23 protein-coding genes are annotated in these 18,670 nt (G+C 72.0%); 14 read left to right on the top strand and 9 right to left on the bottom strand.

Annotated elements, in window-relative coordinates; genetic code table 11:
* Nucleotides 1-10: 10 nt before the first annotated feature.
* From sufB to AAD528_RS00195, 8 genes are all read left to right on the top strand, one after another.
* Entirely contained in the window at nucleotides 11-1,429 is a 1,419-nt protein-coding gene (gene sufB / locus AAD528_RS00160) for a Fe-S cluster assembly protein SufB (protein WP_345750022.1), read from the top strand.
* Nucleotides 1,429-2,676 carry a Fe-S cluster assembly protein SufD gene (sufD, locus tag AAD528_RS00165; protein ID WP_345750023.1) on the top strand — a complete coding sequence of 416 codons (1,248 nt, stop codon included), beginning with the start codon at nucleotides 1,429-1,431 and terminating at the stop codon, nucleotides 2,674-2,676. The genes sufB and sufD overlap by 1 nt, the downstream gene beginning before the upstream one ends.
* The gene (locus tag AAD528_RS00170) at nucleotides 2,673-2,999 is read left to right on the top strand and encodes a non-heme iron oxygenase ferredoxin subunit (RefSeq protein ID WP_345750024.1); all 327 of its coding nucleotides are present in this window, start codon (nucleotides 2,673-2,675) and stop codon (nucleotides 2,997-2,999) included. Before sufD ends, AAD528_RS00170 begins: the two co-directional genes overlap by 4 nt.
* A gap of 1 nt (nucleotide 3,000) precedes the next feature.
* Nucleotides 3,001-3,771 (top strand): Fe-S cluster assembly ATPase SufC, encoded by a 771-nt coding sequence (gene sufC, locus AAD528_RS00175; protein ID WP_345750025.1) that lies wholly within the window; start codon nucleotides 3,001-3,003, stop codon nucleotides 3,769-3,771.
* 10 nt (nucleotides 3,772-3,781) lie between these two features.
* A complete protein-coding gene (locus tag AAD528_RS00180; RefSeq protein ID WP_345750026.1) occupies nucleotides 3,782-4,111 on the top strand; it encodes a metal-sulfur cluster assembly factor in 330 nt (109 codons plus the stop codon).
* Nucleotides 4,112-4,245: 134 nt separating this feature from the next.
* A complete protein-coding gene (locus tag AAD528_RS00185) occupies nucleotides 4,246-5,424 on the top strand; it encodes a MalY/PatB family protein (protein WP_345750027.1) in 1,179 nt (392 codons plus the stop codon).
* Entirely contained in the window at nucleotides 5,421-6,857 is a 1,437-nt protein-coding gene (locus tag AAD528_RS00190; RefSeq protein ID WP_345750028.1) for an MFS transporter, read from the top strand. The genes AAD528_RS00185 and AAD528_RS00190 overlap by 4 nt, the downstream gene beginning before the upstream one ends.
* A 27-nt stretch (nucleotides 6,858-6,884) precedes the next feature.
* Nucleotides 6,885-7,844, top strand: a complete 960-nt coding sequence (locus tag AAD528_RS00195) for a siderophore-interacting protein (protein WP_345750029.1) — start codon at nucleotides 6,885-6,887, stop codon at nucleotides 7,842-7,844.
* 4 nt (nucleotides 7,845-7,848) lie between these two features.
* Here the strand turns inward: AAD528_RS00195 and AAD528_RS00200 are convergent, their stop codons facing one another.
* Nucleotides 7,849-8,409 carry a TetR family transcriptional regulator gene (locus AAD528_RS00200; protein WP_345750030.1) on the bottom strand — a complete coding sequence of 187 codons (561 nt, stop codon included), beginning with the start codon at nucleotides 8,407-8,409 and terminating at the stop codon, nucleotides 7,849-7,851.
* A gap of 82 nt (nucleotides 8,410-8,491) precedes the next feature.
* On the opposite strand from AAD528_RS00200, the gene AAD528_RS00205 reads away from it, so the two are divergent.
* The 5 genes from AAD528_RS00205 (at nucleotide 8,492) to abc-f (ending at nucleotide 12,468) form a co-directional block, all read left to right on the top strand.
* Nucleotides 8,492-9,100, top strand: coding sequence for a biotin transporter BioY (locus tag AAD528_RS00205; protein WP_345750031.1), 609 nt, complete (start codon nucleotides 8,492-8,494; stop codon nucleotides 9,098-9,100).
* Nucleotides 9,097-9,843 (top strand): energy-coupling factor ABC transporter ATP-binding protein, encoded by a 747-nt coding sequence (locus tag AAD528_RS00210; RefSeq protein WP_345750032.1) that lies wholly within the window; start codon nucleotides 9,097-9,099, stop codon nucleotides 9,841-9,843. The genes AAD528_RS00205 and AAD528_RS00210 overlap by 4 nt, the downstream gene beginning before the upstream one ends.
* Nucleotides 9,840-10,433, top strand: a complete 594-nt coding sequence (locus tag AAD528_RS00215) for an energy-coupling factor transporter transmembrane component T family protein (RefSeq protein WP_345750033.1) — start codon at nucleotides 9,840-9,842, stop codon at nucleotides 10,431-10,433. The genes AAD528_RS00210 and AAD528_RS00215 overlap by 4 nt, the downstream gene beginning before the upstream one ends.
* Complete coding sequence (locus AAD528_RS00220; RefSeq protein ID WP_345750034.1) at nucleotides 10,430-10,759, top strand: CHY zinc finger protein; 330 nt, start codon at nucleotides 10,430-10,432, stop codon at nucleotides 10,757-10,759. Before AAD528_RS00215 ends, AAD528_RS00220 begins: the two co-directional genes overlap by 4 nt.
* A 110-nt stretch (nucleotides 10,760-10,869) precedes the next feature.
* Nucleotides 10,870-12,468 carry a ribosomal protection-like ABC-F family protein gene (gene abc-f, locus AAD528_RS00225; protein WP_345750035.1) on the top strand — a complete coding sequence of 533 codons (1,599 nt, stop codon included), beginning with the start codon at nucleotides 10,870-10,872 and terminating at the stop codon, nucleotides 12,466-12,468.
* Between the two features lie 41 nt (nucleotides 12,469-12,509).
* On the opposite strand, the gene AAD528_RS00230 is transcribed toward abc-f, so the two are convergent.
* The 3 genes from AAD528_RS00230 to AAD528_RS00240 are packed head-to-tail and all read right to left on the bottom strand — an operon-like array spanning nucleotide 12,510 to nucleotide 14,061.
* Nucleotides 12,510-13,370, bottom strand: a complete 861-nt coding sequence (locus tag AAD528_RS00230) for an SURF1 family cytochrome oxidase biogenesis protein (RefSeq protein WP_345750036.1) — start codon at nucleotides 13,368-13,370, stop codon at nucleotides 12,510-12,512.
* On the bottom strand, nucleotides 13,367-13,624 hold the full coding sequence (locus AAD528_RS00235; protein WP_345750037.1) for a hypothetical protein: 258 nt from the start codon (nucleotides 13,622-13,624) through the stop codon (nucleotides 13,367-13,369). The genes AAD528_RS00230 and AAD528_RS00235 overlap by 4 nt, the downstream gene beginning before the upstream one ends.
* Nucleotides 13,621-14,061, bottom strand: coding sequence for a DUF3099 domain-containing protein (locus tag AAD528_RS00240; RefSeq protein WP_345750038.1), 441 nt, complete (start codon nucleotides 14,059-14,061; stop codon nucleotides 13,621-13,623). Before AAD528_RS00240 ends, AAD528_RS00235 begins: the two co-directional genes overlap by 4 nt.
* Before the next feature lie 130 nt (nucleotides 14,062-14,191).
* On the opposite strand from AAD528_RS00240, the gene fabG reads away from it, so the two are divergent.
* Entirely contained in the window at nucleotides 14,192-14,911 is a 720-nt protein-coding gene (gene fabG, locus AAD528_RS00245) for a 3-oxoacyl-ACP reductase FabG (RefSeq protein WP_345750039.1), read from the top strand.
* 1 nt (nucleotide 14,912) lies between these two features.
* On the opposite strand, the gene AAD528_RS00250 is transcribed toward fabG, so the two are convergent.
* From AAD528_RS00250 to AAD528_RS00270, 5 genes are all read right to left on the bottom strand, one after another.
* Nucleotides 14,913-15,608, bottom strand: a complete 696-nt coding sequence (locus AAD528_RS00250; RefSeq protein ID WP_345750040.1) for an alpha/beta fold hydrolase — start codon at nucleotides 15,606-15,608, stop codon at nucleotides 14,913-14,915.
* A 9-nt stretch (nucleotides 15,609-15,617) separates the two neighbouring features.
* Entirely contained in the window at nucleotides 15,618-16,373 is a 756-nt protein-coding gene (locus AAD528_RS00255; protein WP_345750041.1) for an alpha/beta fold hydrolase, read from the bottom strand.
* Complete coding sequence (locus AAD528_RS00260) at nucleotides 16,370-16,789, bottom strand: hypothetical protein (protein ID WP_345750042.1); 420 nt, start codon at nucleotides 16,787-16,789, stop codon at nucleotides 16,370-16,372. The genes AAD528_RS00255 and AAD528_RS00260 overlap by 4 nt, the downstream gene beginning before the upstream one ends.
* A 29-nt stretch (nucleotides 16,790-16,818) precedes the next feature.
* The gene (locus AAD528_RS00265) at nucleotides 16,819-18,138 is read right to left on the bottom strand and encodes an HNH endonuclease signature motif containing protein (RefSeq protein ID WP_345750043.1); all 1,320 of its coding nucleotides are present in this window, start codon (nucleotides 18,136-18,138) and stop codon (nucleotides 16,819-16,821) included.
* Between the two features lie 79 nt (nucleotides 18,139-18,217).
* Nucleotides 18,218-18,664 (bottom strand): NUDIX domain-containing protein, encoded by a 447-nt coding sequence (locus tag AAD528_RS00270; RefSeq protein WP_345750044.1) that lies wholly within the window; start codon nucleotides 18,662-18,664, stop codon nucleotides 18,218-18,220.
* Nucleotides 18,665-18,670 lie beyond the last annotated feature (6 nt).

The following is an 18,670-nucleotide window of genomic DNA, read 5'->3' on the forward strand; positions in this document are numbered from 1 at the left end:
GTGTGACGCCATGTCCGATGTGCTGATCGACCGTCCCGAGCTCGAGGGGCTGGGGGTGTACGAGTTCGGCTGGCACGACACGGATGCCGCCGGAGCCACCGCGAAGCGCGGTCTGAGCGACGCCGTCGTGCGCGGCATCTCGGCCCTCAAGAACGAGCCCGAGTGGATGCTGAAGACCCGGCTGAAGGGTCTCGACCTGTTCGGGAAGAAGCCGATGCCGACCTGGGGCGCCGACCTCAGCGAGATCGACTTCGACAACATCAAGTACTTCGTGCGCTCCACCGAGAAGCAGGCCCAGTCCTGGGAGGACCTTCCGGAGGACATCCGCAACACGTACGAGAAGCTCGGCATCCCCGAGGCCGAGCGCCAGCGTCTCGTCGCGGGCGTCGCCGCCCAGTACGAGTCCGAGGTCGTCTACCACCAGATCCGCGAGGACCTGGAGCAGCAGGGCGTCATCTTCATGGACACCGACACGGCGCTGCGCGAGCACCCCGAGTTCTTCGAGGAGTACTTCGGCACGGTCATCCCGGCCGGCGACAACAAGTTCGCGGCGCTGAACACGGCCGTGTGGTCGGGCGGCTCGTTCGTGTACGTGCCGAAGGGCGTGCACGTCGAGATCCCGCTGCAGGCGTACTTCCGCATCAACACCGAGAACATGGGCCAGTTCGAGCGGACCCTGATCATCGCGGACGAGGACTCCTACGTCCACTACATCGAGGGCTGCACCGCCCCGATCTACAAGAGCGACTCGCTGCACTCGGCCGTGGTCGAGATCATCGTGAAGAAGAACGCCCGCGTGCGCTACACGACGATCCAGAACTGGTCGAACAACGTCTACAACCTGGTCACCAAGCGCGCCGTGGCGCACGAGGGCGCGACCATGGAGTGGATCGACGGCAACATCGGCTCGAAGGTCACGATGAAGTACCCGTCGATCTTCCTGATGGGCGAGCACGCCAAGGGCGAGACGCTCTCCGTCGCGTTCGCGGGCCCCGGTCAGCACCAGGACGCCGGCGCGAAGATGATCCACATGGCGCCGTACACGCAGTCGTCGATCGTCTCCAAGTCGATCGCCCGCGGCGGCGGCCGCGCCGGCTACCGCGGCGAGGTCCGGGTGGACGCGAACGCGCACCACTCGGCGAACACCGTGCGCTGCGACGCCCTGCTCGTCGACACGTTCTCGCGCTCGGACACGTACCCGGCCATCGACATCCGCGTCGACGACGTGCAGCTCGGCCACGAGGCCACGGTCTCGAAGGTCAGCGAGGAGCAGCTGTTCTACCTGATGTCCCGCGGCATGCCGGAGGACGAGGCGATGGCCATGATCGTGCGCGGCTTCATCGAGCCGATCGCCCGCGAGCTGCCCATGGAGTACGCCCTCGAGCTGAACAAGCTCATCGAGATGGGCATGGAAGGATCGGTCGGCTGATGACGACGTCGACGACGGCGCCGCAGGCGCCGCAGGATGAGCACGCCCACGTGGACCCCGCCGCCCAGGTGCGGGCCGCGGCGTCCGGCGTCACCGTGTCTGACAAGAACGTGCCGGTGCAGACCCGCTCCGAGCGGCTGCGCTCGTTCGAGCCGGCCGACTTCGGCGTGCCCACGGGCCGCGAGGTGAACTGGAAGCACGCGCCGGTGGCGCGCCTGAAGCCGCTGTTCCAGCCGGCCGAGGCGAACGACGGCGTCACGGTCGAGGTGACCGCGGGCGCCGAGTACGTCGGCGCGCCGCTGGCCGCCGGCGCCGCGCCGCGCGGCGAGTTCTTCGTCCCGGAGGACCTGCCGGCCGCGCTCGCCTGGCAGGGCGCGTCGGAGGCCCTGCACGTGCGCGTGCCGCGCGAGGCCGAGGTCGCCGACCCCATCGTGATCCAGGTCACCGGCCAGGGCGCCGACCGGCGCGCCGACGGCCACCTCGTGATCGAGGCCCTCGAGCACAGCAAGGCGACGGTCGTGCTGCGCCACACGGGCTCGGCCCAGTACGCGCAGAACGTCGAGATCATCGCGCGCGACGGCGCGCAGCTCTCGATCGTGACCGTGCAGCAGTGGAACGACGACGCCATCCACGCGTCCGCGCACCAGACCCGCGTCGACCGCGACGCATCGGTGCGCCACATCGTCGTCAGCTTCGGCGGCGGCGTCGTGCGCGTCAACCCGACCCTCGAGCTGTCGGGCACGGGCGCGAACGGCGAGATGTTCGGCCTGGCGTTCAGCGATGCGGGCCAGCACCTCGAGAGCCAGGTGTACCTGCACCACAAAGGCGCCGAGACCACGGGCGACGTGCTCTACAAGGGCGCGCTGCAGGGCGAGAGCGCCCGCACCGTGTGGATCGGCGACGTGCTGATCGGCCCCGGCGCGACCGGCACCGACTCGTACGAGGCGAACCGCAACCTGGTGCTCACCAACGGCGCGCGCGCCGACTCGATCCCGAACCTCGAGATCCAGACGGGCGACATCAAGGGGGCCGGCCACGCGTCGGCCACCGGTCGCTTCGACGACGAGCAGCTGTTCTACCTGCAGGCCCGCGGGATCTCCGAGGAGGAGGCGCGCCGCCTCGTCGTGCTCGGCTTCCTGTCGGAGACCGTGCAGAAGATCGGCATCCCCTCCCTGGAGGAGGAGCTCACCGCGCTCATCGAGAAGGAGCTCGCCGAGGGAGCGGATCCGATCGGAGCCGGCGCGTGAGCGCGACGCGCGTCTGCGCACTGAGCGATCTCGAGCGGGACACCCCGCTCAAGGTCGAAGTCGACGGCACCGCGATCGCGGTCGTGCTCGACTCCGCCGGAGAGGTGCACGCCATCGGCGACACCTGCACCCACGGCGACATCTCCCTCTCGGAGGGCTTCGTCGAGGGCGACACGCTCGAGTGCTGGGCCCACGGCTCGGCGTTCTCGCTGCGCACCGGCAAGCCGCTCAACCTCCCCGCTTACGAGCCCGTCCCGGTGTTCGCCGTCCAGATCGACGGCGACGACGTGCTCATCGATCCCACCCTGAAGAAGGAAGTCTGAAATGTCCGTTCTCGAGATCCGCGACCTGCACGTCACGGTCGAAACCGACGAAGGCGTCATCCCGATCCTCAACGGTGTGAACCTCACGGTCCGCTCCGGCGAGACGCACGCCATCATGGGCCCCAACGGCTCGGGCAAGTCGACGCTTGCGTCGACCATCGCAGGCCACCCGAAGTACACCGTCACGAGCGGCACCATCACGTTCGACGGCGAGGACGTCCTCGAGATGGCGGTGGACGAGCGGGCCCGCGCCGGCCTGTTCCTCGCGATGCAGTACCCGGTCGAGATCCCGGGCGTCACCGTGACGAACTTCCTCCGCACGGCCAAGACCGCGATCGACGGCGAGGCGCCGTCGCTGCGGACCTGGACCAAGGAGGTCAAGGAGGGCATGAAGAACCTCCGCATGGACAGCAAGTTCGCTCAGCGCAACGTCAACGAGGGCTTCTCGGGCGGCGAGAAGAAGCGCCACGAGATCCTCCAGCTCGAGCTGCTCAAGCCGAAGCTCGCGATCCTCGACGAGACCGACTCGGGCCTGGACGTCGACGCGCTGAAGATCGTGTCGGAGGGTGTGAACCGCGCGAAGGAGGGCACCGACCTCGGCGTGCTGCTGATCACGCACTACACGCGCATCCTGCGCTACATCAAGCCGGACTTCGTGCACGTGATGGTCAAGGGCCAGATCGTCGAGGAGGGCGGCCCCGAGCTGGCCGAGCGTCTCGAGAACGAGGGCTACACGGCGTACCTCCCGGCCGACGCGCCGCTCGAGGCGTAGGATCGCCGCCATGACCGCGACCCTCACGCCCGAGAAGTACGACGAGGTCACCGAGGCCCTCAAGGACGTCATGGACCCCGAGCTCGGGGTCAACGTCGTCGATCTCGGTCTCATCTACGACCTCGCGTGGGATGACGAGAACGACGCGCTGATCATCCACATGACGCTCACGAGCGCCGGATGCCCGCTCACCGACGTGCTCGAGGAGCAGACCGCGCAGGCGCTGGACGACGTGGTGGAGCGATTCCGGATCAACTGGGTCTGGATGCCGCCGTGGGGTCCGGAGCGGATCACGGACGACGGCCGCGACATGATGCGCGCGCTCGGGTTCGCTATCTGACAGCTCGCTTCGCTCGCACGCGCTTCGCTCGCACGCGCTTCGCGCTCGCGAGTGGGTCTGGTTCGCAGTTCTCGGAAGGCCCGGGGGAGACCCCGGGCCTTCCGTCGTCTCCGGCGGACGTTAGGCTCGATCCGGTGAGCATCACCCCCCTCGAAGCCCTGCCGCTCGCCGAGCTGCGCCGGCGGAGCAGCTCGAAATGGCGGACGTACCCCGAGGACGTCCTGCCGCTGTTCGTGGCCGAGACCGACTTCCCGCTCGCGCCGGCGATCACGCGCGCGCTGAGCGAGGCGGTCGAGCGCGGCGACACGGGATACACGCCGCCGCGCACCCCGCTGCCCGAAGCGTTCGCGGGCTTCGCCGAGCGGCGCTTCGGCTGGACGCCCGACCCCGCGCGCGTGCGCACCACATGCGATGTGATGATGGCCGTCGCCGAGCTGCTGCGCGCCGTGACCGAGCCGGGCGACCGCGTCGTCGTGACCCCGCCGGTCTATCCGCCGTTCTTCGCGGTGAACGACGAGTCGCGCACGCAGATCGAGCGCGTGCCGCTCATCGCCGAGGCCGACGGCTGGCACCTGGACCTCGAGGGCATCGAGGCGGCGTTCGCGGGCGGCGCGAAGGCCATGCTGCTGTGCAACCCGCACAACCCGACCGGCACGGTGCACCCGCGGGAGACGCTCGCCGAGCTGGCGCGCATCGCGCAGCGACACGGCGCCTGGATCATCAGCGACGAGATCCACGCGCCGCTGACCCTGCCGGGTGCGACGTTCACGCCGTTCCTGGACGCCGCGCCCGAGGCGGCCGAGTTCGGCTTCGCCCTCACCAGCGCGAGCAAGGCGTTCAACCTCGCGGGCCTGAAGTGCGCGTTCGTCGTCACGGCGGCCGACGGCCCCGACGCGATCGTGCGCGCGCTGCCCGCCGAGGTGGAGTGGCGGACGTCGCTGTTCGGCGTGTTCGCGAACGTCGCGGCCTTCGCGGAGAGCGACGCATGGCTCGACGCGCTGATCGCGCGGCTCGACCTCAACCGCATCCTGCTGCGCGACCTGCTCGCCGAGCACGTCCCGGGTGCGCGCTATCTCCCCGGCCAGGCGGGCTACCTGGCGTGGGTGGATCTGTCCGCGCTCGGCTGGGGTGACAACCCCGCCGTGCGGATCCGCAAGGAGGCGCGCGTGGCCCTGCACCTCGGGCCGCTGTTCGGCGACGAGGGGCGTGGCCACGTCCGGGTCAACTTCGGCACCGGCCCGGAGATCCTGACCGAGGCCGTGACCCGCATCGGCGCGCTGGTCGGCGGCGCCGTGCCGGGCGAGTCGAAGTGACGGATCCGCTGAGCGCCGATCCGCGCGGATTCACGGGCCCGGTGCCCACGGCGCGCCCCGAGGCCGTGGCCGAGCCGGCCCTGACGTCGCTGTGGGACCCGCGGGCGCTGTGGGTGACGCTCGGATCCGTGTCGCTGATCTTCCTTGCGGCGCTGACGTCGCTCGCGCTCACCACGGTGATGCCGATCGTGAGCGCCGACCTGTCCGGCGACGCGCTGTACGCGCTCGCGTTCTCGGGCACGCTCGCGACGGGTGTGATCGGGATGGTGGCGGCGGGCGCGTGGTCCGACCGCTCCGGCCCGGTCGCGCCGCTCACGATCGCCGTGGCGCTGTTCGTGGTCGGTCTCGCGATCGACACGGCCGCGCCGACCATGGAGATCCTGGTGCTCGGCCGGCTCATCACCGGCCTCGGCTCGGGCGCGCAGGTCGTGGCGCTCTACGTGGTCGTCGCGCGCGTGTACCCGGCGGCCCTGCACGGCCGCGTCATGGCGCTGTTCTCCGCCGCGTGGGTCGTGCCCTCGCTCGTCGGGCCGTTCCTGGCGGGAATCGTCACGGAGCAGCTGCACTGGCGCTGGGTCTTCGGCGGGCTGGCCGCGCTCACGGTCGTGGCCTTCGCGATGGTCGCGCCGCGGCTGCGGCACCTGTCCGGCGGGTCCGCCGGTGCGCGCGACCTCACCGCCGCGCGCCGGCTCCTGTTCGCGGTCTTCGTGGCCGTGGCCGCGCTGGCCCTGGGCCTGACCGGCGAGCTCGCCCACTCGCTCGCCCCGGCCGTGGGATGGGGGATCGCGGCGGGCGCGATCGTCGTGATCGGCTTCGCCGTCCTGCCGCTGCTGCCGCGCGGCACCCTGCGCGGCCGGCACGGGCTGCCGAGCGTGATCCTGATGCGCGGGCTCATCGCGGGTTCGCTGTTCGGCGCGGAGATCTACGTGCCGTACCTGCTGATCGACCGCTTCGGCTTCTCGCCGGCGTTCGCGGGCCTCGGGCTCACGACGGCGGCGATCGCGTGGGCCATCAGCGCCCAGGTGTCGGGGCGTCACGGCGACCGGATCGGCAACACGCGGATCGCGGTGCTCGGCGTCGTCCTGCTGCTGACGGCCGCGGTCGCATGCGCCGTCACCGCGCTGCTGTCGCTGCCGGCCATCGTGCCGATCGCGATGTGGGCGTTCGCGGGATTCGGCATGGGCCTGATGTACCCGCGCCTGACGGTGCTGACCCTGGCCTACTCGGATCGCGCGAACGAGGGCTTCAACTCGTCGGCGCTGCAGATCAGCGACTCGGTCGGGGCCTCCGCGACGATCGCGATCATGGGCCTGGCGTTCACGTCGCTCGCCGCGACGGGCGCGGGGTTCCCCGTCGTGTTCGGCATCGCGGCGGTGCTCGCGCTGCTCGCACTCGCCCCGGGCGTGCGCCTGGGGCACGCGCACGAGAGGTAAGGCTGGCCTAACGTACACTGTCTTCTCGTGACCCATCTCGCCCCGCCGCCCGTCCGTCCCGCGTACCGGCCGTACCGGGCCGTCGTGCGGCGCGTCGAGCGCCTGAGCCCGCACTTCGCGCGCGTGACGTTCGGGGGCGACGACTTCGAGCACTTCGGCACCGCGGGCCTGGATCAGCGGATCAAGCTGATCTTCCCGCTCGCGGACGGCTCGATGTGCGACATCGGGCAGGACGACGAGGACCGGCAGCTGACGGGCGACTGGTACGACGTGTGGCGCGCTCTCCCCGACGAGCGCCGCAACCCGTTCCGCACGTACACCGTGCGCCGGATCGACCCGGCGGCGCGCGAGCTCACGGTCGACTTCGTCGTGCACCACGACGCGGGTCCCGCCGGCACGTGGGCCGAGAACGTGCGCGGCGGCGAGGAGATCGTGATCGTCGGACCCGACGAGCGCAGCCCGCACTCCCGCGGCGGCATCGACTGGCGCCCCGCGAACGCCTCGCGCGTGCTGCTGATCGGCGACGAGACCGCCGTGCCGGCGATCGGCGGCATCCTGGAGAGCCTCCCCGCCGACCGCGTCGCGGACGTGTTCGTCGAGGTGCCGAGCGTCGCCGACATCGGCGTGTTCGCCGCTCCCGCACACGCCGACGTCCGCTGGATCGTGCGCGAGCGCGAGGGCCGGCCCGACCGCGAGCACGGCGAGGGCCTGATCGAGGCCGTGACCGACTGGGCGCACGGGCACGGCGACGTGCTGTCGCTCGCGGCGTCGCCGCGGCCGCAGGAGCTGGCCGACGTCGACGTCGACGTCGAGCTGCTGTGGGACAGTCCCGAGCCGATCGAGGGCGAGTTCTACGCGTGGATCGCGGGGGAGGCCGCGACGATCAAGTCGCTGCGCCGCCTGCTGGTGTCCGGCCACGGCGTCGACCGCCGCCGCGTCGCGTTCATGGGCTACTGGCGTCGGGGCATCGCCGAGCGCACGGGTTGAGGCGTCACCGTCCGGCGAGGATCATCCGGATGCCGGCGGCGAAGTCGGCCGACGTCTGCGCGACGACCTCGGCCTCGGTCTGCGGATAGGCGCCGAAACGGGCGGCCTGGATCCGCTGCTGCACGAGCGACGCGTGTCCCAGGATGAACTGCAGCAGCACCGTGGCCGCGCCCGCGTCGCCGCCCAGCGCCTCCCGCAGGCGCGTGTGCGACGCGTCGGAGCCCAGGCCCAGCGCCTGCGTGCTCATCACGATCTCCGCGCCGTCGCGGTGGGCGAGGAGCGCATCGCGCACCGCGAAGGCGACGGCCGTGACCCGGGCGTGGCCGTCGCTCGTGGCCGGCACGGCGGGGGCGGCCGCCACGATCCGGTCGGCGACCGCGGCGAGCAGCGACTGCTTGTTCTCGAAGTGCCAGTACAGGGCGCTGGGCTGCACGCCGAGCGCGGCGGCGAGGCGGCGCATCGACAGATCCGGCAGGCCGGTCTCCTCCAGCAGGCGCAGCGCCGTGTCGACGATGCCGTCGCGCGTATGGCGCTCCGTGACGGGTGGGGCGTCACGGGCATCCATGCGGCTCACTATACTGAACGGCGTTCAGGTGAACGGTGTTCAGGAGGCGTCGCCGGCGCGACGCGGTTCAGGAGGAGCAGCAATGGCCGAGTCCACCCGCTTCGAGGCGCGCGATCTGGCGCGCATCGCGATCTTCGCCGCGATCGTCATCGTGCTCGGGATCGCGGGCCAGATCCCGCTGCCCACGGGGGTGCCGGTCACGCTGCAGACCCTCGGCGTGATGCTCGCGGGCATCGTGCTGGGCCCGCTCCGGGGCGCGGCCGCGGTGCTCGTCGTGATCGTCCTGGCCGCGGTGGGACTGCCCGTCCTGACCGGCGGCAGCGGCGGGCTCGGCGTCTTCGTCGGTCCCACGGTCGGCTACCTCATCGGCTGGGTCCCGGGCGTGATCGTGACGGGGCTGATCGCGCGCTCGCAGGCCGCGGGAGCCCTTATCCGGTGGTGGCGCGTGGCGCTCGGCGCGACGATCGGCGGCGTCCTCGTCGTGTACGCGTTCGGCATCCCCGGTCTTTCGCTCGTCACCGGCATCCCCCTCGCGGACGCCGCCGTCTCGAACGTCGTGTTCCTGCCCGGCGACCTCGCCAAGGTGGTCGTCGCGACCCTGCTCTCGGTCGCGCTGTGGCGCGCGTACCCGCCGGCGTTCGGGATCGCGCCCGCCCGCGCCGCCGAGGAGCCCGCGGACGCCCTCCGATGACGACCCGCGCGGGGCACGGAGGCGCGATCGCGCTCGACCGGGTGTCGGTCGAGCTCGGCGGACGCCCCGTGCTGCGCGACCTCTCCGTGCGCCTCGACCAGCCCCGCATCGCGGTGATCGGGGCGAACGGATCCGGGAAGTCCACGTTCGCGCGGCTGCTGAACGGCCTGGTCGCCCCGACGTCGGGGCGCGTCGCGGTGCACGGCATCGACGTGCGCCGCGAAGCGAAGCGGATCCGCGAGCACGTGGGCTTCGTCTTCACGAACCCGGATGCGCAGATCCTGATGCCGACCGTGGCGGAGGACATCGCGCTGTCACTGCGCGGCAGCGGGATGGATCGCGCCGCGGTCGCCGAGCGCGTCGCGGCTGAGCTCGCGCGGCACGGCCTCGCGGACCGCGCCGACCAGCCCGTCTACAGCCTCTCGGGCGGTCAGAAGCAGCTGGTCGCGCTGATCTCGGTGCTGATCCGCGAACCCGGGCTCGTCGTCGCGGACGAGCCCACCACGCTGCTCGACCTGGGGAACGCGCGCCGGATCGGCGACCTGCTGATGCGCGACGTCGCGGCGCAGGTCGTCGTCGTGACGCACGATCTCGACCTCGCGGCGCGCTGCGACGTGGTGCTGCGCTTCGCGGACGGCCGGCTCGCGGAGGCCGGGGATCCCGCCGAGGTGATCGCCCGCTACCGCGCCGTGCACGAGGACGCCTCCCACGGAGAGTCGGCCCATGGGGAGACGGGCCCGTGATCTCGCTCTACCGCCCCGGCTCCAGCCCGCTGCACCGTGCCCCCGCCGGGGCGAAGCTCGCCGGCCTGGCGGTGCTGGCGCTCGTCATCTCCCTCGGGGCGCGCACGGTGCCGCTCGCGGGGATCGCGCTGGCGGTCGTGGCGGTGGCGTTCGCGTTCGGCGGCTTCGGCCCGGTCACGTGGCTGCGGCAGCTGTGGGCCGCGCGGTGGATCGCGGTGTTCGTCGCGGCGACGCAGCTGATCTTCCTGACGCCCGCCGACGCGCTCGTGAACACCACGCGCGTCGTCTCAGTGGTGATGCTCGCGGGCCTGCTGACGCTCACGACGCGGACGTCGGACCTCCTCGAGGCGCTGCAGCGCGTGCTCTCGCCGCTGCGGCGGGTGGGCGTGGATCCGTGGCGCGTGGGCTTCACCCTGACCCTCACGATCGCGCTGGTGCCCGTCGTGGCCGACTTCGCCGCGCGCATCCGCGACGCCCAGCGCGCGCGGGGCGTGCGCCTGGGGCCGCGCGCGATCGTGACCCTGCTGGTGATGTCGCTGCGTCACGCCGACGACGTCGCGGACGCGCTCACGGCGCGGGGGATCGCATGACGGTCGCCGTGGGCGCGCACCTCGTGCACGGCGCGGTGGTGGACGCGCAGACGCGCTGCGCGCACTGGGCGGGCCCGCTCGACGTGCTCGCGATCCTGTTCCCGTGCTGCGGGCGCTGGTATCCCTGCCACTCCTGCCACGAGGAGGACGCGGATCATCCCGCGCGCCGCTGGCCGGCCGACGCGCGCGGCACGCACGCGCTGCTGTGCGGCGTGTGCGGACGGACATCCTCCATCGACGAGTACCTCGCCGCGTCCACGTGCGCACGCTGCGGCGGCGCGTTCAATCCGAACTGCCGCCTGCACCACCCGCTCTACTTCGCGTAGCGCGGTCGAGAACACCACAGGAAGCGCCTCCTATACTGGTCAGCTGGCCCATCCTGATCCGGACTCTCGGGCCGATCCTCCCGCCCCCTCCGCAGAACGGACACCCGCCTGTGCTCGCCGTGCACGACCTCGAGATCCGCGTCGGCGCGCGCATGCTCATGTCCGACGTCTCGTTCCGCGTCGGCCCGGGCGACAAGGTGGGCCTCGTCGGCCGCAACGGCGCCGGCAAGACCACGCTGACGAAGGTGCTCGCGGGCGACCTGGTCCCCGCGAACGGGCGCGTCGACCGCACGGGCGAGCTGGGCTACCTGCCGCAGGACCCGCGCAGCGGCGATCCGGAGCAGCTCGCGCGCACGCGCATCCTCGACGCCCGCGGGCTCGGCTCGCTGCAGCTCGGCATGCACGAGGCGTCGGTCGAGATGGGGGACGCGGACGAGAAGGTCGCGGCGAAGGCCATGAAGCGCTACGCGCACTTCATGGAGCGCTTCGAGGCCCTCGGCGGCTACACGGCCGAGGCGGAGGCCGCGACGATCGCGAACAACCTCTCGCTGCCGGACCGGATCCTGGATCAGCCGCTCAAGACGCTCTCCGGCGGCCAGCGCCGGCGCATCGAGCTCGCGCGCATCCTGTTCTCGGATGCCGAGTCGATGATCCTTGACGAGCCCACGAACCACCTGGACGCCGACAGCGTCATCTGGCTGCGCGAGTTCCTGAAGTCATACCGCGGCGGGCTGATCGTGATCAGCCACGACGTCGACCTCGTCGAGGAGACCGTCAACCGCGTGTTCTACCTGGACGGCAACCGCCAGGTGATCGACATCTACAACATGGGCTGGAAGCACTATCTGCGCCAGCGCGTGGCCGACGAGGAGCGCCGCAAGAAGGAGCGCGCCAACGCCGAGAAGAAGGCATCGGCGCTGCAGGATCGCGCCGCGCGCTTCGGCGCGAAGGCGTCGAAGGCCGCCGCGGCGCACCAGATGGTCGCGCGCGCGGAGAAGCTGCTCGAAGGTCTGGAGGAGGTGCGCCAGGTCGAGCGCGTCGCCGCCCTGCGCTTCCCGAAGCCGGCGCCGTGCGGCAAGACACCGCTCATGGCCTCGTCGCTGTCGAAGTCCTACGGCGCGCTGGAGATCTTCGCGGGTGTGGACCTCGCGATCGACCGGGGCTCGAAGGTCGTCGTGCTGGGCCTGAACGGCGCGGGCAAGACCACGCTGCTGCGGATCCTCGCGGGCGCCGACAAGAGCGACACCGGCCAGATCGAGCCCGGTCACGGGCTGAAGATCGGCTACTACGCGCAGGAGCACGAGAACCTCGACGTGAAGCGCTCGGTGCTGGAGAACATGGTCTCGGCGGCGCCGAACCTGAACGAGACCGAGGCCCGCAAGGTGCTGGGCTCGTTCCTGTTCACGGGCGACGACGTGCACAAGCCCGCCGGTGTGCTGTCGGGCGGCGAGAAGACGCGCCTGTCGCTCGCGACCCTCGTGGTCTCGAGTGCGAACGTCCTGCTGCTCGACGAGCCCACCAACAACCTCGACCCCGCCTCGCGCGAGGAGATCCTCGGCGCGCTGTCGCACTACGAGGGCGCGGTCGTGCTGGTCTCGCACGACGAGGGCGCCGTCGAGGCGCTCAACCCCGAGCGCGTGCTGCTGCTGCCGGACGGCGTCGAGGACATCTGGAACAAGTCGTACCTCGACCTGATCACGCTGGCCTGAGCCGCGTCGCGTCCGCCTGACGTCGCCTGTCGGGCGGCGGCTCAGCCGCCCGCGTCGATCAGCGCGTCCTCCTCGTCGGCGTCGCGGTCCTTCCGGCGCCGTCGCACGGGACGGGGGCGGGGCGTCCATTCCTCGTCGTCGCCCGAATCGGGGTCTGCGACCTGCGCGTCCTCGCGGCGGGCGCGGATCTCGGTCCGGATCATGTACGCGATGAAGACGAAGCCCATGATCGCGAACAGGATCCACTGGATCGCGTACGACAGGTGCGGTCCCGGATCGTCGGTCGGCGCCGCGAGCTCGCTCGGGCGCGCGGCCGGGGCGGGATCCTCGGTGACCATCAGGCCGTAGAACGCGGTCTCGGTCTGCGGTCCCGTGCGCTCGGCCACCGATGGCAGGTGGATGGTCGGCAGCTGGCCGTTGGGCGCGCTGCGGCCGGAGGACGGCAGGGGCTCGCCCGGACGCAGGCGCGCGATGACCGTGACCTCGCCGTCGGGTGCGGCGGGGACGTCGTCCGGCACCGCATCCTCGCCCGGCGCGACCCAGCCGCGGTCGATCACGACGATCCGGCCGTCCGCCAGCTCGAACGGCACCAGCACCTCGAACGCGCTCGTGCCGCCCTGCGCCCGGTTGCGCACGAGCAGCTGGTCGTCGGCCAGGTAGCGGCCGGTCAGCAGCACGGGGTGCCACTCGTCGCCGGGGGCGAAGCCGCGGTCGAGGACGTCCTCGACGGGCAGGGGATCGGCGTCGTAGTTCGCCGCCACGAGCGCGAGCATCGTGGCGCGCTCCTCGTTGCGGGAGAACTGCCAGTGCGACAGGAACCCGCACGCGATCGCGAACAGCACTGCGATCAGGGCGTACACGCCCCAGCGCGCCGCGCGGCGCTGCAGGAACGGGCGGCTCATGCGTCGGCCTCGTTCGTCGCGCCGGCCTCGAGGGGGCCGACCTCGAGCGGGAAGTCTCGCGCGGCGAGGAACTCGCGCAGATAGCCGACGTGCTCGTCGCACGCGAGCCAGGTCTTGCGGCGGTCCTCGGTGTGGATCTTCGGGTTGCGCCACGCGATCGACCACGTCGCGGGGTCCGTGCAGCCGGCGCGCGAGCAGGTGGGGACCCCGGGACCGCCGCCCTGCTGAAGCCCGCGCAGCAGATCGCCGATCATGCGCGCTCCGCCGGACCGGGGTGCTCGCCCGGCTGATGCTGCGGGCCCGGCGCGGGGTGCGGGGCCGGCGCGGGCGCCTCGGCGATCCGGATGACCGTGGGCGGCACCGGCCGCTCCTCGGCGGCGGCCGCCTCGGGCTTCTCGGACGGCGGCGCCTCGAGCGCGATCTCCGGGCGCTCCGCCACGGCGACGCTGCGGGCGCTGGCGGCGTTCGCGCCGACGACGGCGAAGTACGGCAGGAAGATCGCGCCCGCGGCGAAGACGAAGCTGTACCAGCCGTACGGCTGCACCACCACCATCAGCACGAGGCACGCGATCCGGATCCCCATCGTCAGCAGGTAGTTGCGCACGCGGACGCCCGCATCGTCGGCCGGTGCGACCGGCAGCGACGTCGCCGACTGCGCGGCGGAGGGAGGGGTTCGGCGGGCGGATCTCACGGTTCCTCCAGCCTACGCCGCTGTCCTTCGCGCACAGCCGTGCGTGCCCAGCGTTGTGCGCGCGCACCCGGGCAGGCCGCGGCCTCGTCAGTAGGCTGGCCAGGATCGCCAGCGATAGGAGAGCAGCATCGTGAGCACCGACAACACGGGCCGTGTGGTCCTCGTCACCGGGGGCAACCGCGGCATCGGCCGCGCGATCGCCGAGCGGTTCGTGCAGGAGGGCTTCCGCGTCGCCGTGACCGCGCGCAGCGGGGAGGGCCCTGAGGGCACGCTCACGGTGCGCGCGGACGTGACGGACGGTGCGTCGATCGACGCGGCGTTCACCGAGGTCGAGCGGCAGCTCGGGTCGGTGGAGGTCGTCGTCGCGAATGCCGGCATCACCAAGGACACGCTGCTCATGCGGATGAGCGAGGACGACTTCGACAGCGTCGTCGCGACCAACCTCGGCGGATCCTTCCGCGTCGTCAAGCGCGCGTCGAAGGGCATGCTCAAGGCGCGCTTCGGCCGCGTGATCCTGATCTCGAGCGTCGTGGGCCTCTACGGCTCGGCCGGCCAGGTCAACTACGCCTCGTCGAAGAGCGCGCTGGTGGGCTTCGCGCGCTCGCTCACGCGCGAGCTCGGCGGGCGCGGCATCACCGCGAACGTCGTCGCGCCGGGCTTCATCGAGACGGACATGACCGCCGAGCTGCCGGAGGCGACGCAGGCCGAGTACCGCAAGGCCATCCCGGCGGGCCGCTACGGCAGCGCCGCGGAGGTCGCCGCGGCCGTGACATGGCTCGCCTCGGACGACGCCGCGTACATCTCGGGCGCCGTGATCCCGGTCGACGGCGGCCTCGGCATGGGTCACTGACCTACCGCACGGCCTCCAGGATCGCCTCGGCGAGGATGTCGGGCTTCGAGAACTGCGGCCAGTGCCCGGTGCCGAGCGTGACGACCTCGACGGACTCGATCGCGTCGAAGTTCGCGCCCCACGCGGGCCACTGCGCGAGCATCTCTCGCAGCGCCGCCTCGTCCTGACCGCCGGAGAGGATCGTGACGGGCACCGCGAAGCGCCGGTCGTCGCTCAGCCGCAGCGCGTCGGTCGGCACGCGGGCGGGCACCGACCTGGCCAGCGGCGCCGTGCGGGCGCGGGTCTCGGCATCGAGGTCGTGCACGTCCTCGTCGTCGAAGAAGTCCCATCCGGGGAACGGCACGACGCCGTCGACGACGGGGAACTCGGAGATGCCCTGGCCGTCGGGCGGCGGCATGGTGTCGACCAGCACGAGCCGCCCGACCTTGTCCGGCCGTCGGTCCGCCGCCCCGTAGGCGACGTTCCCGCCGCCGGAGTGCCCCACGACGACCACCGGTCCGTCGACCGCGTCGATCCGCTCGACGACAGCGTCGACCCAGTCCTCGATCCCGATGCCGGCCGACTCGTCCCGGGACGCGCCCACGCCCGGCATGGTCAGCGGATGCGCGCGATGCCCGGCCTCCTCGAGCGCGGGAACGATCGGATCCCACGACGCCGCGTCGAGCCACAGACCAGGGATCAGGATGATGTCCGCCATGCCGGAAGGCTATTCCGGGCCGCCGACATCCGGAACCGCGGGAGGCGTGAACACCTCGGGAAGCACCGCCACGAACTCGTCGAAGTGGCTGTACCAGACGCTGTGCGAGGCGCTCGGGATGCTGCGGACACGGACACCGCGAGCTTCGAGATCGGCCGCGTCGCGCGCGGACACGAACTCGCTCGGCTCCGCCCGCACGACGATCGATCCGGGTGTGGGCAGCCAGGCACCGCCCGTGCTCGCGGCGATCGAGGCCGACGTCGCGGGGTCGAAGCGCGCGGCCGCACGTCCCTCGACGACCGCGTCCGTCTCGCGGTAGTGGGGGCGCGTGGTGCGCAGCCAGGCCGGGGTGCGTCGCCGACGAGCGGTCTCGTACCCGGCCAGCACCGCCTCGCGATCCGCTCCGCCGGCGACCGAGAACGGCGCGTCCACATAGATCGAGAGCTCGGGCTTGATCCGGTCCGCCGCCGCGGCGAGAAGCCGGCCGCCATAGGAGTGCCCGATCGCGACGATCGGCGGCGGGGTGGTCACCTGGCGCAGGGTCTCGACGACGGCTTCGATCGCGCCGTCGAGAGTGATTGTCGGATCGCGAGGGGACAGGCCATGCCCCGGCAGATCCAGAGCGAGCACGCGGTAACCGGCGTCGACGAGCCGCGGTGCGATGCGCCACCAGCTCTCCGCGGACCCCATCATCCCGTGCAGCAGCACGGCGCAGCGGTCACCGCTCCCGCTCTCGACGATGTTCAGCGGCATTCGCGCAGTCACGCGTGTCCTCGGACGAGCGATGTCGCGGGGTGTCGTGGGACGAACACCGCAGCGATCGCGGAGAGGGTCGCGGGGGCGTAGAAGATGCCGATGGTCAGCGCGCCGAGGACGCCCCACGCGAGGAGGAGGATCGCCGCCGCGATGGTCACCGCCTGCCGCACGCGCGGGCCCGCGAGCAGCGGCATCGCCGCGAGGCCGACCGGGACGAGCGCGATCAGCACGGCGCCGGGCCCCAGCTCCTCGAGGACCGTCGCGGAGCGGAGGGTCTGCACGCCGCTCGAATCGGCCGTCGCGACCGTGTAGCCCGGCCCGAGCAGCACGACCAGGCCCGCGACGACGGTGAGGGCGAGCGTCACGGACTGCAGGATGCGCTGCGGCGAGAGACGCCTCGCGGGTGAACCGGGTCGGTCGGTCATGGTCCGATCATCCATCCTCGGCCCGTTCGCTAGAAGGGCGCCGGCGGGCCGCCGGTGAAGATCATCGGCGGGCTGTCGATGTAGTCGTAGCCGGCGGGACTGGTGAAGCGAAGGCGGCCGTGGCCGAGGTGCCGGAAACGCCAGGGGGAGTGGTGCTTCATCGTGTGGTGGGGCTCGCAGAGCGCGGCGAGGTTGCCGACGTCGGTGGGACCGCCGCGGGAGTACGGGATCGTGTGGTCGATGTCGCAGTGCTTCGCCCGGGTGGTGCACCCGGGGACGCGGCAGGTGCGGTCGCGCGCGAGGAGGTGCCGGCGCTGCGCGGCGCTGGGCGTGTAGTGGTCGACCGTGAGGAGCGCTCCGGTGTCGGGGTGGAGGAAGACCCGCTCCCAGCCGGTGGCGTCTGCGGCGAGGCGGCGGGCCGTGTCGGGGTCGATGGGGCCGTACCCGGCGAGCAGCGCCGGCCCGTCGTCGAGCCCGACCAGGGTCGTCACCGGGATGGTGATCTCGATCGTGGCGGTGACGGCCCGGTCGAGGTCGTGGCCGGTGGGCTCGCCGGTGAGCAGCAGGTCGAGGGCGATGTCGGCGCGCAGCTGGGCGAGGTGACGGTCGTCCGTGTACTTCGCGTACGCCGGGTCGTCCGGGGCGGGCTCGATGCCGTCAAGTTCCCGCGTGACGGCGCGGCGATCGCGCTTGACGGCCTGCGCGGTCTGGGTCAGGTGGTCGTGGGCGCCGTGGACGGCCGGGGCGGGACCGATGACGCCGAGCATCGCCATCCCGTCGGGCAGGTCCTCGACGAACGTGCGCCGGTCGGCGCGGGCGCGCTCGTGCCGCTCGGCGAGGGTGGTGGGCTGGTGCCGTTCGGCGACCTGCTTGGCGGTGTCCTTGATCCGGTGCGGCGTCGCGTGCTCCGCAAGCGCGGCGATCTCCGTCTCGTAGGCGACGCGCGCCTCGGGCCGGGAGATGTCCGCCCCGGCGGCGACGATCTCCCGCGCGTGCCGGTCGGTGATCCGGCCCTCCGCGAGGGCGGCGTGCGTCACCGGGAACCGCTCCACCAGCTGCCACGCCCGGTCCATCCGCCCCTGCATCGCACGCGGGGACTCCTTCAGCGCGAGCGCGAGCTCGACGGCCATGGACCGGATCGGGAACGCGTAGTCGCTGCCGTTCGGGTCGCGGGAGATCTGATCCAACGCGATCCCTGTCACGCCGGCGAGCAGCTCCGCCTCGCGGGCGTCCAGCTTCGCGCGTCGCGCGCGGATGGACTGGAGCTCCGCGATCGCGGCACGGGTGCGTGTGCGCTCAGCGGGGGTGAACCCCCAGCTGACGTCATCCGCATCCGTGAACCTCGGCATGCCTCCAGTCTCCCACCAGCCTCGGACATTCGTTCGAAAGTCGGGGTGGCTGTGGACAACTCGTCGCCCCGGTGAACCGTCAGGCGTCCGCGAGCACCCGGTCGATCCACACGTGTCGCGTCAGCGATGCGACCTCAGTGCGCGTGAACCACGCGGTCTCCAGCAGTTCGTGCTCCTCCAGCGCGAGCTCACCCGCCGGCAGCGCGCACTCGTAGGCGATCGTGACGTACGCCACCTCGTCGCCGTTGGGCAGCACCGAGCGCAGCTCGGGGCCGCCGTAGGCGCCGACGACGCGCACGATCCGCGGCGCCACGCCGAGCTCCTCTCGCACCTCCCGCGCGATCGCGTCGCGCGGCTGCTCGTCCGGCTCGACGCCTCCGCCGACGAGACTCCAGCGCTTCGTGTCCCGTTGCCGCGCGAGCAGGAATCGATCCCCGTCGCGGATGACCGCGGTGACGCCCGGCAGGATCAGCAGATCGTGCCCGATCTTCGCGCGCACGGATCGGACGTAGGACGACATCGGCATGGGCCC

Source organism: Microbacterium rhizophilum (genome assembly GCF_039605615.1).
GTDB classification, from domain to species: Bacteria; Actinomycetota; Actinomycetes; order Actinomycetales; family Microbacteriaceae; genus Microbacterium; species Microbacterium rhizophilus.

Coding starts and splice junctions, on each gene's coding strand:
- AAD528_RS00250 (WP_345750040.1), bottom strand. CDS start 15,608: ATGGCGGACATCATCCTGATCCCTGGTCTGTGGCTCGACGCGGCGTCG.
- AAD528_RS00235 (WP_345750037.1), bottom strand. CDS start 13,624: ATGATCGGCGATCTGCTGCGCGGGCTTCAGCAGGGCGGCGGTCCCGGG.
- AAD528_RS00270 (WP_345750044.1), bottom strand. CDS start 18,664: ATGCCGATGTCGTCCTACGTCCGATCCGTGCGCGCGAAGATCGGGCAC.
- sufC (WP_345750025.1), top strand. CDS start 3,001: ATGTCCGTTCTCGAGATCCGCGACCTGCACGTCACGGTCGAAACCGAC.
- AAD528_RS00265 (WP_345750043.1), bottom strand. CDS start 18,138: ATGCCGAGGTTCACGGATGCGGATGACGTCAGCTGGGGGTTCACCCCC.
- sufD (WP_345750023.1), top strand. CDS start 1,429: ATGACGACGTCGACGACGGCGCCGCAGGCGCCGCAGGATGAGCACGCC.
- AAD528_RS00180 (WP_345750026.1), top strand. CDS start 3,782: ATGACCGCGACCCTCACGCCCGAGAAGTACGACGAGGTCACCGAGGCC.
- AAD528_RS00230 (WP_345750036.1), bottom strand. CDS start 13,370: ATGAGCCGCCCGTTCCTGCAGCGCCGCGCGGCGCGCTGGGGCGTGTAC.
- AAD528_RS00200 (WP_345750030.1), bottom strand. CDS start 8,409: ATGGATGCCCGTGACGCCCCACCCGTCACGGAGCGCCATACGCGCGAC.
- AAD528_RS00220 (WP_345750034.1), top strand. CDS start 10,430: ATGACGGTCGCCGTGGGCGCGCACCTCGTGCACGGCGCGGTGGTGGAC.
- sufB (WP_345750022.1), top strand. CDS start 11: ATGTCCGATGTGCTGATCGACCGTCCCGAGCTCGAGGGGCTGGGGGTG.
- AAD528_RS00210 (WP_345750032.1), top strand. CDS start 9,097: ATGACGACCCGCGCGGGGCACGGAGGCGCGATCGCGCTCGACCGGGTG.
- AAD528_RS00260 (WP_345750042.1), bottom strand. CDS start 16,789: ATGACCGACCGACCCGGTTCACCCGCGAGGCGTCTCTCGCCGCAGCGC.
- AAD528_RS00205 (WP_345750031.1), top strand. CDS start 8,492: ATGGCCGAGTCCACCCGCTTCGAGGCGCGCGATCTGGCGCGCATCGCG.